The organism is Sulfuracidifex tepidarius, from assembly GCF_008326425.1.
Taxonomy (GTDB): Archaea; Thermoproteota; Thermoprotei_A; order Sulfolobales; family Sulfolobaceae; genus Sulfuracidifex; species Sulfuracidifex tepidarius.
Genome location: NZ_AP018929.1, coordinates 511576 through 526532, shown reverse-complemented (window position 1 = coordinate 526532; position 14957 = coordinate 511576). Strand labels below are relative to the sequence as shown.

Genomic DNA, 14957 nt, shown 5'->3' with positions numbered 1-14957 from the left:
GGTTTTCTTAAAATGAGTCTTGACCCATTCACATCTCTTGAGGCTCTTTTAGGACACGCGTCAAAATGAAGGTGTTGAGTTCGAATAGCTCAGCACGCTTGTCCTATTGGCACCTAGTCGTGCCCTGATAGGGGAGGAAGAAAGTTCACGGTAGTTCAAAGGATGAAGTCGTCCTTCATGGACTCCCCTATTACCTCTACCTTGAAGTTCTTCTTTGTGGAAGTACGATATATCATAATGTTGTCTTTATCCCTCACAGTCTTCCTGAGCTCGTTCAGGAGGAGCTCGAGGTTCCCTTCAGTTATCTCCCCTTCAAAGACAGACCTCTGAACCCAAGTGAGGTATTTCCTGCATATCTTCAGAACCTTGGCGACCCTAGTCTCGTCTATGTCGTAAACTAGAATCACGTAAAGCATGGCTTATGTTATAAATGAGGATTTGTCATTATTAACTTTATTTGTAGTAAGGAATTATTTTCTACTGGTGATAAAGAAACAGGAGTGGAACGATCACAGGAGAGGGTCCTTGTACCTGAGACACCTTAGAAAGGACAGGGAAAAAGGTAACACGTTACAGGAACAAGTAGTTCTCCCCTCCGCAGCGTAATCCCCTTCCCTTTCCCTTCACCGTCAAGGGCTTTGCGTTCAGCTCCACGAAATAGGTCGGCAACTCCCCCGTGTGTCTCTCCGCGTCGAACTCCCTGGGCACCATCTCCTCTATTGCGACCCTCATATCCTTCGTTACTTCAGGCTTCAACTGGGTCACGGACATGACCTCCCCGTCTACCTCCTGGATCTCTTCACACTCCTCCACTTTGACGTCCTCGACCCACGCTAACATGTTGGCAGTCCCGAGGGAGAGGGGGTACACCGGTGACCTCAGGCTCTTCTCCATCACCTCGTGGAACGGGTACACGGTGACGCGATAACCAAGGAAAGGCGCGTTGGAGGGGAGGACGAACTCCCTCCCTGTGGGGACTCCCTGCTTGAGCCTCCTCAGTGACTTGACGCTCACCTCATCAGTGTCCAAGTAAGTCTCGCCCAGCATGATCTTCCTCAGTCCAGTCAGTGGGGTCAGGGAATACTCGAACTGGTTGAGCTCCTCGTAATAAGAGTCCCTGTCCTTGCCCATGGCGGCAGCCACGACGCCCATGAGTGTCGTCCTAGGAGGGAAGTAGTAGGACAGTGAGGTGGAGTTTGAGAACACCTTCCTGAAGTGGGCCATGGCTCCCATGAGGCGAAAGGAGAGAGCCTTCATCACTGACTACCTTTTCCCGTCTTTTTCACTTCCTCGCAGAACTTGGTGAACTCCTCGGAGCACTTCACGTGTACCCTCACTACGTCATTGCCCTTTACCAAGTTGAGGAGCGGTGTGAGGTCTACCTCGAGGTCGGAGAAGTCCCTGACGCTCTCTCCCTTTTCCTTGACGGACACGAAACGCCTCAGGTCTCCCTTCATCGCCTCGGGAGAGGAATACTCAACTCTGAGGTAGAGAAGGGGCCTCTGCCCGATCTTGCTCCTTGTCACTGTCTCCGTCACCAGGGAATTCCACAAGTAATCGTCTAACTTCTTCAAGTCCTCCTCACTCGCGTTTGTCACCTCGGCCCTCTTCGCGCTAACAGCGCCGTGGAAGGCTATCATGGAGTAGTAAACCCTGTAGTCCTTCCCTATGTTACCGTACCCTGTGTCCCTACCCGAGAAGAGGGAAGTGATGGAACGGGAGTCCACCATGTCCACGCGGTGGAGTGAATAGCCCCAGGTAAACTGGACCGGGCCGGTGTAGGACGTGGACTCTCCCCTCCCCCCTTTCTGTCCCTTCACTGGGATGGTAGCCCCGAAGAGCCTCGCGTCTATACACTTCTTCAGCACGTCCTCGGGCTTCCCCAGTTTAGAGAGCCTCTCGGTGGCGTCAACGTTCCTCCCTTCAATCTTGGTCACCCACACGCTGTCTTCCCCTTCCTTGGATATCACGTAGTCCCTGAAGTACCTCTTGAGCCTGACGTCGCTGACCAAGTTCCTCTTCGTCTTGGGGTCCATCCTCGGGCGGTTCTCGTCGTCAGGGTCGCCATTGGGGTTGGTGAGCTTAGCCTCGTAAATGAAGAGTATCTCGGAGTTGTTCTTCAAGTCACTCATCTTGTTCACCTCCCTTCTCCTCGTCTTCCTTTATCTCTCCCTTCTTTATCATTTTCAGGGTCTGCCACGAGTATCCGGACAGGATCCAGAACACGTTCTCCTGTGGAGACGAGAGCGAGGACGTGTCCTCATTTATCATGGAAGTGGCCTCGCCCACCAGCGCCTCATTGTAGCTGAGGATGTTGTAGTCCCTGAGGGACTCAACTAGCCTTGACATGTAGGTCTTTACGTCTGAGAGGTCCATGCCCTCGAAGTCTATCCTGTCCAGGATTGCCTTCTTCTTGTCTCCCTTCTTGTATTGAGCTAACCCTACGCTCGCAGTTACCACGCCGAGGAGGAAGAGGCCGGTGTGTCCTTTAGAGAGCCCCAACCTCTTGGCGTAGTCGATGGGGTTTTCTACTGAGGTTGTGTCAACCATTTGACTTGAACCCATGATATTAAGTACTTGGAACATCTTTATAAATCCAGTAGCTAGCATGGTCCCCTTCTCGAGGGAGAGCTCCTTGGAGAAAAAGTTCTGACATGTGTTGGTCCTTATGCACTTCAGCTCTTGGAGGAAAGAGGAGTAAACGTAGTTCTCGTCTATGGGGTAACCCTCCATAAGGGACGACATCACGTCGAGGAAAGGAGTAGCCATGGCACCGCGGGAGGACTCCTTCACTGGTGAGATGGAGTAGAGGGCGACCACGTCAAGTTCCTTCCCTGTGAGGTCTTTGATGCCCAAACCTCTATCGACTCTCTTGGACGTCCTCTTGATCTCCAGTAGCCTGGGGACTGTCACGTCATACATCACCTTGGAGACTGCGAACTTCGACTGCTGTACTGCAGCCCATACTAGGGTGACGCTGTAGACCCAGTCACCGATCTCAGCCTCGTCCTTTATCTCCTCTTGAACTTTCTGGATGTCCATGAACGAGACTATCCATCCTCTCCCCTCCACCTTTATCCTGTCTAGCAGGGTGGTTGGGGCCTTGGGGGAGAGTGATGGAACAACGTAGACTGAGAGCTTCCCCACGTTAGCTCTCATGCTGTCCATTACGTACCTCTGCCCTATCTCCATGAGGTTCTTGCAATCGTTGCACACGACGTGAGTCCTCATCCTGGCGTCGGGAGAGTCCGTGACGCCCGACACGAAACCTTTCTTGTCTGTTATGTACATTTTAAGGAGAGTGCCACCTGGGTAGTCGGGGTTGTCCATGCTGGTGGGTCTCCCGCACAACTGGCACGGGACTTGGACCTTCTTTTTCCCTCCCCCCTCTCCCTCGTCTCCGTCATCTGACCCGCGGAGGTAGTCCTGGTACTCCTTGAGTTTAGCCAGCTCTATGCGCTTCCCGTCCTTGACTACCACGACACTGTAAAGGTCGGCGTCGAACATGTCCTTCCCTACCTTGTCCTTCCACTTCTCTGGGGAGTACCACTCGCTCACTTCTCTCAGTATATCCCCCACCACTGGTATCCCCTGAGCTGCCTTCAAGACCTGCTTATTCTCCCTCTGTACTTCTCCTTTTTCGTCGAAACCGAGTATGTACTTGAGTGTGGGAGTGGTGAGCCTATCCATTGGCTTGTTAGCCTTTGCGTTGCCTATGTAGTTCCACTCGTAAACAGTGCTGGGGGTCATCTCATAGTCCTCGAACCTGACTTCCTTCCTGTCACTGTCAAAGACCACGGCCCTGAAGGTGAAAGGGCCCTTCCCGCTCAACTTTATCTCCTGAATGGGGAGAGTGACCTCAGAATTCCTGAGTTCTCCAAGCCTCTTGAGAGATGAAAACATGTGAATTAAATAGGCAAGGCAGATTTATATTTATTTTGAAGTACTCTCGACCTCTTGTTTTCATGATGACGAACTTAAAAGAATTTTGATTCTTCTAATCAACGCTTATATAGAAAAAAGGTTGGGAAAATGAAGCATGAGTAACCCGAGTGTTGCCTTTGGATGCAGTGCCTGACAGTCCGCCTTCAATGGAGTAAAGAGGAGCTCGTCGGGAAGCCTCAACTGTTAGAGGGAGTAGAGAGGCGAGGGAGTGTGTGGAAATAAAGACAGGAAACATTTTACTTGCTCTCAGCGGGAGATCATGGAGACGACATATAGAGAGATGGTGGTCTTGTGCTGTTTCACTCCCTTATCGGGTCCGCTAGGAATCCCTCTTGGGACACTTCATCCAGGATTTGATTAGGAACTGCTGAGTTTAGCGTCTGAAGGGCTTAGTACAATATGAACGGGAGAAACGTCCAAATTGGCCTTGAGGGGTAATTCGGGTCTCCATTGCGAATTGTAATTATGGCAGAAATAGATCAGATAAAGGGAACTGTCAAGCGTGAACCCTCGTCAGTCCATACGAGATCTTTCAATTAAACTCATTGAGTTTCGATAAATAAGCTGAATTCCCAAAGTAGACATGAATCGCCTTGAGCGAGCCGAGTATTTATGTACCACATAATGTAATTATCTATATGCTTTTTTCCTCCTTATACCTTGGGTATAGTCTTTGCGCACGCAATAGGTGTTATAGATATCATATACGCAGGTATTATATAATGTAGAAGTGTAAATTAATATCTTCATAGTATGAGTACGATGGACGAACTAATCAAAGGAGTAATAAATCTAATTCTCCTTAAAACTAATTCTTCTCCCATCCTAGTTATTCCAGGGAGACCGTGCAGGGGCTGTTAGCTAACCCTCTTTCTGTCATGGGTCAGCCATATGGAAGAAGAGGAGAGAGCTGATCTATTCTTTCCATGCTTGAACTCCCCAGCTCCTATCGAGGAACCCTCTACAGCTGTGCGGTAGTCTTGGAGGGATAGGGGAGGAGGTCATGGTTAGAGCTAAACTCGCTTCTATTCACAAGGGGCGTGTAGGTCAAGGCCTCGTTAGACATCTGCGGTACAAGGTGTCCTTTCACCTGATCAGGAACGGGGAGTACTCTACGTCCCCTGAGAGGTGTCTCTCCAACTTGTAGAGCTCGGTCCTGATCACCCGGGAGTAGCTCATCTTCCTTTTCCCCACCTTCACCGTGGAGGAGAGCCTCTTGTCCACGGCGCTCAACACCTTCTTCAGGCCATCCTGCGTTAGCTTGAGCCCAGCGGTCATGTCCTCGAAGTCGTCCTCGGTCAACTCCCTCCTCTTAGTCATGGATATCATGAGCCTGTCCACTATCACTGGCCTGAACACCTCCGCTACGTCCAAGTTGAGGGAGAACCTCCTGAAGTTCGTGGAGTGGAGGAAACCCACCCTCGGGTCTAGGTGGGTCTGGTATACCTCGTCGAGGACTGCAGTGTATAGTAAGGTGTTCATGAGGCTCATGAGCGAGTTCCCCATGTTCTCAGGAGGCCTCCTGGTCCTCTTCTCCAGCCGGAAACCTTGAGGGAGGACTTTGTCCAAGCAGGAGAAGTAGAAGCTCCTCGCGTTCCCCTCTACCCCCATGGTGGAGTCCACGTCGTCCGTGAGCATGGAGATGTACTCCCTCAACTTGAGGGCATCGTCGGAGAGCCTGTTCTCCCTGAGAACCGTTGCCATGTTCTTGATCGCGCCCTCTACGAACTTCCTGGCGATGGCCCCCCTCCTCCTGGGGTCCATGTAAGCCTCGACCTGCTTCAGGACCATGAAGCCGGACGCGTTGAACAACCTCGGATAGAACGAGCCTAGGTAATGTTTGCCGAAGAAGTGGACTGGGACGTGGTTCTTGCTGAGGAACTGGAGCAACCTCTTGTTCATCCTCACTTCGCCGAAGACGTAAACTGACCCCACGGTAGTGATGGGGACGTACTTAGTGCCTTCCTTGGTCTCGAGGGCAAGCGTGTTACTCTTCCTCTTCAGCGTACCGTTAGCTACGATGAAGAGCCTTTTCATTAGCATTTAATGTAGCTTAATAATTTAAATCCTTTCTCTCTCACCTTTTTCCTCGTACTCTTCTTGTATCGCTAAATTTCTTCGTTAAGTGGAGGGTACTTTGCCCTTGAGCGTTAAGGCTTGTATTTTTCACACTATGTTCAAAAGCCTAGAGGGAAAAGGAATTGCGGGCTGTTCAATTCATGTAACGACACGCATGGGAACTTCGTTAGCTTAACAAATGGTTCGGAGCTGGGGAGCTCATACCCTTGGATCGAGGCTAAAAATCTCTTTACTTGACAACAATTCGAAAGATCCTCGTTAAGAGGTCAGTGCCCAAAAGTAGGACTTCCTTTAATTTGACGATTGAGAAATATGATAACTAAAGAACTTACATTTATGACGTTCAGGGTTTTAAGTAATTCGCAGAACAGCTCAAGAATGCCTCATGCACCGCTTCAGTTCTTATCACGACTTATGTGAAAAGTTATTTTAAATATCCTCTCTATTTAGTATTTAGTGTATTTTTAGATTCAATGTCAAAGGATCTGAAACGTTTTCAAATTACTGAAAAGAGTAGTCCTTTGTGGGTCTCTCCAGAATTATACAAAAGTTTTTGAGTGAATATGCTGGGTATTACTCATGGAAAAGAAAAAGAAGAGGAAGCACACCAAGACTGGAGCAAGTACGATGAGGACGTGGTGACGAGGTACTAGGTGACGTTTCCTTTTACGTCTTCGAACAGTGGTGGGAGTTGCTCCAGGAGATGACGGGTACGCGAGGGAGAGCTACAAAGCACCCAGAGTTCACTGACTTCCTGGCTTTCTTACACCTCTTCTTACAAGGCCATATAGGGGGTGTTGAGCGCCCTCGCCGAAATGAACGTGATCCCCACGAGTTTGGACTACTTCACCATATGGGGGAGGGTGAGGGACATAGACGTGGACTTCCCCGAGGCGAGCGACGAGCTCGAGGTGGTAGCTGACGGTACGGTGGTGGGCACTACGACGGGGGGACAGTAGGTGGTAGTAAGGGGAAGGAGAGGAGGGAGACTCCCACTTCCTCAAGGTCATGGTGGAGGAGGACGAGTTCAAGGTGGTGAGCGCTGAGGTCACGACCAACTAGGTGGAATCAGCAGTGAACACAGTGAAGGGACGAGGGGAGGGCAAGGAGGTGGACAAGTCCTACGGAGGTAAGGCGTACTACTCTGACAAGATTTATTTTTGCTGTATCTTTCTGCTGAAATATATTCAAGAGACACACAAAGCAAAAGAGTAGTGAGTTAATAACGTTTGAACTATTTCATAGATCACACCAGTCTGGACACAGAAGGAAAATCGCCCTATCTAAATGAGTTCTCTCTGATCATGTACACGTTTACCCCCAGCACAAGTCCTTATAAGCACACCTCCTGCAGAACTTGATCCTGACCCTGGGAGGGGGAGAGCCGGACTCTACTATCCTCCTAACCTCCTCCATGTCTTTTTTAACCTTCTCCTCGTCGAGGGTCACCCTGATCCTCTCGTCCTTTTTTGGGACGTAGACTTCTCCTTCGCACTCGAGTCCCACTTCCTTCAGTCTGTAGAGGTAATAGTTAGTTTGTGCCATTGCTGACTCCACATGTCTCGAGGATGACTTGATCTCAACTACAGTCCTGTCCTCCTTCCTAAACGCGTCTATCTTCATTCCATCTAGGGAGATCGGTAGTTCGTCTCCATATATCTGATGTATCGCTCTGCCCTTCTCTAACTTCGAATGTCCCTCGAATGGAGTGACGTGTCTAGCCATGTACCAGACTTCACGGGGGCAAACCTTTGAGTACCAGATCAAGGTACCCGTGATCACAACGTCCGGTCTCAGGTAAATCGACATAAAGAATAGTTGATTTCTGTGTTTAAAAATTTTCAGATAGTAGAAGGAAGTCAAAAATTCGGCAGTGAAAGGGAGAACGAAATATGTTTTTCAAAACATATTATTTTTCACGTAAAACTCCCTCGGCAGTGAAAGGGAAGTTGATGGTGCGACTTCACTGCCGAATTCAGAGTAACGTTTTTTAGGGAGTTTTTACATAGAATTAAGCAGGGTTTGTAGTGATCCTTAGAGGGTTTGAAACCAAACGATATGTTTACCGAGGCTGGTATCTATGTTAAAGATGTTTGTAGTGATCCTTAGAGGGTTTGAAACACAATGACAAGACAAAAGAGAGGATTGTCTCTCTCTCTTGTTTGTAGTGATCCTTAGAGGGTTTGAAACTCTTAGCCCGTCTGCTACATCTCCTAACACATCTCCTAGTTTGTAGTGATCCTTAGAGGGTTTGAAACAACAAGAGTACAAATATACAGTAATTGGAATGAGTGGGTTTGTAGTGATCCTTAGAGGGTTTGAAACTAGTAGTATGCCCCTGCTCCTACAGCTAAGCCGATTCCGTTTGTAGTGATCCTTAGAGGGTTTGAAACTATGTCATGCCTAGCGGTATCGGGACTTTAGACACCTGTTTGTAGTGATCCTTAGAGGGTTTGAAACCTGGTACACAGACATACAGAAGACGTTTTTCAAAATTGTTTGTAGTGATCCTTAGAGGGTTTGAAACAGTAACCCTAAACAGGTGGATAGAAAAGAGTATATAGGTTTGTAGTGATCCTTAGAGGGTTTGAAACTAATCAGGACTAAGCATGTAAGCTACTAGCCCTGCGAGTTTGTAGTGATCCTTAGAGGGTTTGAAACAACGGTCTCGGCTCTATGAATACCCCTTCTTTCTGTTTGTAGTGATCCTTAGAGGGTTTGAAACCCGAGCTAGTAACACCTCAAGATACAATGTTCTACTTAGTTTGTAGTGATCCTTAGAGGGTTTGAAACTAAAAGTAGGTGATAAGGATTCCTCATCGTTAAGACAAGTTTGTAGTGATCCTTAGAGGGTTTGAAACAGGACAGGGCGAATGACTTCCCTATGTCCTGATAAATGTTTGTAGTGATCCTTAGAGGGTTTGAAACCCCCACCGCTCGGCAATTCAGTAGCAAAGCTGATTAGTTTGTAGTGATCCTTAGAGGGTTTGAAACATGATGGAGTTGGTGATGTTAGTATCTACAGTTCCTGGTTTGTAGTGATCCTTAGAGGGTTTGAAACATTAATTCCATATCTTCCATTTCATCGAGTTTATCTTGTTTGTAGTGATCCTTAGAGGGTTTGAAACGTAGTACTAGTACCAGAAGAAGGATAAGCTGTTACGGGGTTTGTAGTGATCCTTAGAGGGTTTGAAACATTCGTGTCCGACTGCGGACACGAACCCTCCGGTTAAGTTTGTAGTGATCCTTAGAGGGTTTGAAACCTGTTCATCACAAGGTGAAAAGGTGAGTTCGAAAACTGGTTTGTAGTGATCCTTAGAGGGTTTGAAACATGATGGAGTTGGTGATGTTAGTATCTACAGTTCCTGGTTTGTAGTGATCCTTAGAGGGTTTGAAACATTAATTCCATATCTTCCATTTCATCGAGTTTATCTTGTTTGTAGTGATCCTTAGAGGGTTTGAAACGTAGTACTAGTACCAGAAGAAGGATAAGCTGTTACGGGGTTTGTAGTGATCCTTAGAGGGTTTGAAACATTCGTGTCCGACTGCGGACACGAACCCTCCGGTTAAGTTTGTAGTGATCCTTAGAGGGTTTGAAACCTGTTCATCACAAGGTGAAAAGGTGAGTTCGAAAACTGGTTTGTAGTGATCCTTAGAGGGTTTGAAACCTTTCACATAACAATCAGAACATAGAATGGTATGCTGTTTGTAGTGATCCTTAGAGGGTTTGAAACCAGGAGTCCCCTATCTTTGGCTTCGACTTCCTGCAGGGTTTGTAGTGATCCTTAGAGGGTTTGAAACTACAGGTGAGCATGAGCATGCACCTCCTCCTGTGATGAGTTTGTAGTGATCCTTAGAGGGTTTGAAACAAAGAGGGCAAAGTTCAACCGAAATATGAAGAATGGTTTGTAGTGATCCTTAGAGGGTTTGAAACTAATCAGGACTAAGCATGTAAGCTACTAGCCCTGCGAGTTTGTAGTGATCCTTAGAGGGTTTGAAACAACGGTCTCGGCTCTATGAATACCCCTTCTTTCTGTTTGTAGTGATCCTTAGAGGGTTTGAAACCCGAGCTAGTAACACCTCAAGATACAATGTTCTACTTAGTTTGTAGTGATCCTTAGAGGGTTTGAAACTAAAAGTAGGTGATAAGGATTCCTCATCGTTAAGACAAGTTTGTAGTGATCCTTAGAGGGTTTGAAACAGGACAGGGCGAATGACTTCCCTATGTCCTGATAAATGTTTGTAGTGATCCTTAGAGGGTTTGAAACATCATGAGGACGCCAGTGTTTCATGTACATTCATGGTTTGTAGTGATCCTTAGAGGGTTTGAAACTTTTATTGAGATGAGTGCACCTCAAAGTCCTAGTCGTTTGTAGTGATCCTTAGAGGGTTTGAAACCTTTGGGTAAACATAGAAAGTGATCTTCCTTGGTTAAGTTTGTAGTGATCCTTAGAGGGTTTGAAACTAGTCGTTCAATATGGAATACACACTAGACAAAACCGGTTTGTAGTGATCCTTAGAGGGTTTGAAACTATGAGCATACTATCCTCTCTAGGAAGTGCCCTTGTGTTTGTAGTGATCCTTAGAGGGTTTGAAACTATGTAGGCTGAGCTTTTTCATGAGTTTTCCTAAGAAGTTTGTAGTGATCCTTAGAGGGTTTGAAACACCAATACAGGATTCATCATTTGGGTAGTTTCAAAAGGTTTGTAGTGATCCTTAGAGGGTTTGAAACTAGCCCTATGTATGAAGAACATCTTCTTTCACAATCCAGTTTGTAGTGATCCTTAGAGGGTTTGAAACATATCAGGGTCTAAGAAAGTCATTTTTCCTCACCTGCGTTTGTAGTGATCCTTAGAGGGTTTGAAACCCGTGTAAAGCGGGATAAGGGTTATCATGATACATCGTTTGTAGTGATCCTTAGAGGGTTTGAAACTCGGACGGTGTGTTAAGTATAGGAGGTGTACTATCTGTTTGTAGTGATCCTTAGAGGGTTTGAAACTCATACGTGAAAGCCAAAGCCATGCCTTCGTTAGGAGTTTGTAGTGATCCTTAGAGGGTTTGAAACCTAAAATCCTGTCAGTCTATTCAGTCTACGAATGATGTTTGTAGTGATCCTTAGAGGGTTTGAAACTCCCTGAACACAAGTTCAACCCCGCCTTCACAAAGGAGTTTGTAGTGATCCTTAGAGGGTTTGAAACCTCAACTCAGACGCTCAGAAGTTTCCACTAGCCATAGGTTTGTAGTGATCCTTAGAGGGTTTGAAACCACTTCGTAAAAATGTGTAAAATTGAAAGAAGACTAACGTTTGTAGTGATCCTTAGAGGGTTTGAAACAATGTGACAACTCTCATTCTTTATCTCCTCCTAGCCCAACAGTTGTCTCATCTTGGTTTCCCTCTCCTGTTCGGGTAGCTTGGCATTTGAACTATATCTACTAATGACGTACTGATAATGTTGTGTTAATAGGTTAAAATATTTGATAATATTAGTTTTTATTAAATAAGGACTTTTATTTTTAAACTTGTTAAATGTAATGATTTGAAAATGAATAGGTAAACTGCTGAGACGGATTACTGTTATGATCTGTGTGCAGTTAGGCTCCCTTCCGCGGCTGTAAAAGTCCTCATGTCTCTAAGTAACCCAGGGAAGTCACGGATGTGAAAGGGTGAAAGTTCAGAAGATATAAAGTTTATCAGATTTATATCTTAATAAATGTATTATTACACTGTATTTATACTCAGTCAGGCCTTAAAAGACAAGGTCTACGTTTCAGATCTACACTACCAGAGACCTCAATGTTGGCTACAAAGACGCTCATATCCAAGGTAGATAATGGTCTAACATGTAACGTGATGTAGCGCGGTGAGCTTTGACGTCGAGACTGAACGTTTCTTGCCCTAACGCTTGATGAAGTATAAGTGATACCATTGGTTTTCCTTGACTTTACAAAGACGGGAAGTTACAGTGTAGATCAAGTCAATAATTAAAAGAGGGGAAAACCTGACATGTGAAATACAGCTTAGGCCTCTGGAAAGTAAGCACGTGGAAGCCAGAGCGACTGAGAGTTTTGACTTTTGATCTAAGAGTCGTCCCTTAGAAACTCCGCGAGAGCTAACGCTTTGAATGTACTGTTAACCTACTACGAGCTCACCTAAATTTTGGTCAATGACGTCACAATCATTGGATTAAAATTAAAACTTTCATGAGACACTGCTTCATGTGAGAAGGAGAAGAGACTTTGCGTGTGAAGACTTCTGATATAAGTGTATGAGCTCGAACCCAACAAACAGGAAGACCTCCGTAAGAAAACCCGGTCTTTGAAGGTCTAAAGATCGAGGAAGTTACATGTAATCCCGATCATGTGGAGAGCACATGCGACTTGAGTACACGAGGGACCAAGTGGCTTCGACCGCCTCGCAGATAATCTACTTGACATTAAATACACTTTATGAAAGTGATCCCTATCTTTTCTTTTAGCTCAGGCTCAAAATTGGACTCGTCTTTAAGGAATCTCTCATGTGAGAAGTTGAATTTTTCAGATATAATCTGAATTTAAATGCAAATCCCCTTGATAGAATTTCATTTCCAAGTTGTGTGAAGGTTTCCCGGATTTACTGTGAAACCACATCATAGATTTGATAACCATTCCGTTACCTCCTTCATGGAAGGTCTATCCCAGGGGTTTGGGCTCAACATCCTTTTCAACATAGGGTCCCTTAGAAGCCCTACCCCGCCATTCCCGACTTCCCAGGACGAGAGACACCTCTTAGCTTCATCCACCTCTCTCCTTGCTTCCTTCATCATACCCTTCGACGCAAGAGAGAAGGCCTTCCTCATGTGTTCCGTGTCGGGTCTGTCGACCCTCCTAGTGAGGGAGACGTAAATCGTCATACCCAAGGAGAAGACGTCCATCTTGGGGGAAGCCGTCTCTACAATCTGTTCGGGAGTTGCATACTCTAAGGTCAGCTGTCCGACGTCCTTTCCTATTCGCGTAGCGCTACCCAAGTCACCTAGCTTGACCTCAACCTTCTCCATTTCCTCTGCAGTCCTCACTGGTGAGAGCAGGAACACGTTATTCGGTTTCACGTCCAGATGTACGTAGCCTTGAGAGTGGACGTATTGTAAGGCGTTAGCCACTTGGGACGCCACACGTGTCACTGCGTCATTCCACTTGTTAGAGTAGAAGAGAGTATCGTTAAGGATCGCCCCCTCTAAAATTCCGCCCTCCATGTATTCCATGATCAGCCTAGGAGGGTCGCTGAGGTAAAGAGAGTCGTTACTCCTCATTATCTCGTCTATAACGTTGTCCACACTCACGGCGTAAATCTTTACCATACCCCTCCACTCGGATAAATCGATGAGGTTCGCGGCCTCCTTGGAGAGACCGGAGAAGTATGACGTGACAGATACCGTCCCCTGTCCTTCCCTCACCTTGAGTACCTTAATGGCGTATTTCTTCCCGTTGTACTTGCCCAAGAGGACGTATCCGTTACCCCCTTCGCCTATTACTGATTTGATAGAGTAGACTGAGATCTTCCCTCCGACCCATGAAGACGGCAGGGCTACATGAGGTCGAGTTGGTTGGGTAGTCTTCTCCCGGTAATTTACGCTAACCACGTCCCCGCTTTTCATCTTCCCTCATCCCTGATCGGGAACGCAGACTTTTCCGCCGAAGTGGACTTCGAAGGCTGTCCACACGAAGGAAGAGCCGTAAAGCGTTAGGTGATAGTCGGTTTCGTAACGGTTTCCGTTAACGTAGAGTACTGCCTTAGCTCCAGCGGGCAGTCCATACACGTAGATGTGGGCGTTAGGATGCAAACTCGGTTTCGTGGGGGAGGCTGACACACGGTACACAGAATTTGGCAGACAGTCCTCCTTGTCATCCCTGGCTAAGTAAGCCGATAACACCATGAAAGGGTCTATCAGGAACTCGTCCGCCTCTGACACCTGAGGGGTGGGTTTGCGAGACCTATGAGTAGGGCTACCACGTTGACGATTATTCCTAAAGCTATGGCTGAGCTTCCGTCGTTATCGTCGTCGGGCGAACTTTCACAGAAAGCCCACACCCCTAAACTGCCGATAGCCCACAGGATCACCACGAAACCCAGGTCACCGAGGGAGTAAATGTCGAGAAAAGGAGCGAAGAAAGCTAATACTATGAAGAGATAACTTCTCCTGTACTTCCCTTTCCTTGTGTGGGTGTAGAGGAAGCCTGTCAAAGCCAATGAGATGACTATTGGCTCCAATACCTCCCTCGTACCCAGGGAGTAGAAGAAGAGCAGTAAGAAAGGGGTCATCCCAACTGCAAAGAGATACTTGTCCACATGAAATTGTAATCATCTCTCATTTTTATGCATTTCCATTTTTCTTTTTTCTTTAGTCCTTTATTTCTATTATTTCTATAACGTCTGAGTAGGAGATCCAAGATGTGGAGAGAGGAAAAACGGTTTTCCCTCCCTTGTTCACGTCGCTCCTTGAGCGGGACTTGTTTAGGATTTATAGTGCTGTGGGTGAGACATTATTCCTACCTAGGTGTGAGGATACATGTGGGTCCGTGTCAGGCGTGGTTACGGTGTAACTGTCGCCTGATGGGGGAGACGTTGGTGACGGGGAAAATGGTTTTCCTTCTTTTGGTCTACGCTTTCGTGATAACGTTACCCTCTCTCATCTTTGTGGGTATAAGGACCTTTAGTCCGGGATATCCGAGCGAGATGAGAGATCGTAAACTGAGTAAAAAGACTTCATGGAGGAAAAATGATATGATTTTTTCGTCAGCTGCCAAATTATGTTCGTGTATCGGTCTGGCCTGAGGTTCTCGTCCACATCGATGAGCGACGAGAGAAATGGTCCTCTTCACTCTCTAAAACGTGACAAAGGAAGGAGATTGCCGGGTAAACCGAGGTGACATAACCTTAACGAGTGACATCCAGGAGA

10 protein-coding genes and 1 CRISPR repeat array are annotated in these 14957 nt (G+C 46.8%); of the genes, 1 reads left to right on the top strand and 9 read right to left on the bottom strand.

All coding sequences use genetic code 11. From position 1 onward, the window contains the following. Positions 1-155 precede the first annotated feature (155 nt). The 5 genes from cas2 to cas1b form a co-directional block, all read right to left on the bottom strand. A complete protein-coding gene (cas2, locus tag IC007_RS02430; RefSeq protein WP_149528298.1) occupies positions 156-416 on the bottom strand; it encodes a CRISPR-associated endonuclease Cas2 in 261 nt (86 codons plus the stop codon). Positions 417-570: 154 nt separating this feature from the next. Beyond that, complete coding sequence (gene cas5 / locus IC007_RS02425) at positions 571-1257, bottom strand: CRISPR-associated protein Cas5 (protein WP_149528297.1); 687 nt, start codon at positions 1255-1257, stop codon at positions 571-573. Continuing rightward, complete coding sequence (gene cas7b, locus IC007_RS02420) at positions 1257-2132, bottom strand: type I-B CRISPR-associated protein Cas7/Csh2 (RefSeq protein WP_149528296.1); 876 nt, start codon at positions 2130-2132, stop codon at positions 1257-1259. Before cas7b ends, cas5 begins: the two co-directional genes overlap by 1 nt. Then, a complete protein-coding gene (locus tag IC007_RS02415; RefSeq protein WP_054846066.1) occupies positions 2125-3903 on the bottom strand; it encodes a TM1802 family CRISPR-associated protein in 1779 nt (592 codons plus the stop codon). The genes cas7b and IC007_RS02415 overlap by 8 nt, the downstream gene beginning before the upstream one ends. A 1128-nt stretch (positions 3904-5031) precedes the next feature. Beyond that, on the bottom strand, positions 5032-5982 hold the full coding sequence (gene cas1b / locus IC007_RS02410; RefSeq protein WP_197736431.1) for a type I-B CRISPR-associated endonuclease Cas1b: 951 nt from the start codon (positions 5980-5982) through the stop codon (positions 5032-5034). 839 nt (positions 5983-6821) lie between these two features. Here cas1b and IC007_RS13170 point away from each other — a divergent pair. Further along, a complete protein-coding gene (locus tag IC007_RS13170) occupies positions 6822-6983 on the top strand; it encodes a hypothetical protein (protein WP_162302163.1) in 162 nt (53 codons plus the stop codon). 355 nt (positions 6984-7338) lie between these two features. Here IC007_RS13170 and IC007_RS02405 read toward each other — a convergent pair whose 3' ends face one another. From IC007_RS02405 to IC007_RS02390, 4 genes are all read right to left on the bottom strand, one after another. Then, the gene (locus IC007_RS02405) at positions 7339-7833 is read right to left on the bottom strand and encodes a CRISPR-associated protein Cas4 (RefSeq protein ID WP_054846923.1); all 495 of its coding nucleotides are present in this window, start codon (positions 7831-7833) and stop codon (positions 7339-7341) included. Between the two features lie 211 nt (positions 7834-8044). After that, a CRISPR array of direct repeats spans positions 8045-11357; the repeat unit is 30 nt; unit sequence GTTTGTAGTGATCCTTAGAGGGTTTGAAAC. A 1293-nt stretch (positions 11358-12650) separates the two neighbouring features. Further along, positions 12651-13655 (bottom strand): protein kinase domain-containing protein, encoded by a 1005-nt coding sequence (locus IC007_RS02400; RefSeq protein WP_054846856.1) that lies wholly within the window; start codon positions 13653-13655, stop codon positions 12651-12653. A 6-nt stretch (positions 13656-13661) separates the two neighbouring features. Continuing rightward, positions 13662-13970: a hypothetical protein gene (locus IC007_RS02395; RefSeq protein ID WP_149528294.1), complete on the bottom strand. Its 309-nt coding sequence runs from the start codon at positions 13968-13970 to the stop codon at positions 13662-13664. After that, positions 13946-14347 carry a hypothetical protein gene (locus IC007_RS02390; protein ID WP_054846858.1) on the bottom strand — a complete coding sequence of 134 codons (402 nt, stop codon included), beginning with the start codon at positions 14345-14347 and terminating at the stop codon, positions 13946-13948. Before IC007_RS02390 ends, IC007_RS02395 begins: the two co-directional genes overlap by 25 nt. Between the last annotated feature and the right edge of the window lie 610 nt (positions 14348-14957).

Excerpts from the sequence above, each read along its gene's own strand:
- cas2 (WP_149528298.1), bottom strand. The coding sequence starts at position 416 with ATGCTTTACGTGATTCTAGTTTACGACATAGACGAGACTAGGGTCGCC.
- cas5 (WP_149528297.1), bottom strand. The coding sequence starts at position 1,257 with ATGAAGGCTCTCTCCTTTCGCCTCATGGGAGCCATGGCCCACTTCAGG.
- cas7b (WP_149528296.1), bottom strand. The coding sequence starts at position 2,132 with ATGAGTGACTTGAAGAACAACTCCGAGATACTCTTCATTTACGAGGCT.
- IC007_RS02415 (WP_054846066.1), bottom strand. The coding sequence starts at position 3,903 with ATGTTTTCATCTCTCAAGAGGCTTGGAGAACTCAGGAATTCTGAGGTC.
- cas1b (WP_197736431.1), bottom strand. The coding sequence starts at position 5,982 with ATGAAAAGGCTCTTCATCGTAGCTAACGGTACGCTGAAGAGGAAGAGT.
- IC007_RS02405 (WP_054846923.1), bottom strand. The coding sequence starts at position 7,833 with ATGTCGATTTACCTGAGACCGGACGTTGTGATCACGGGTACCTTGATC.
- IC007_RS02400 (WP_054846856.1), bottom strand. The coding sequence starts at position 13,655 with ATGAAAAGCGGGGACGTGGTTAGCGTAAATTACCGGGAGAAGACTACC.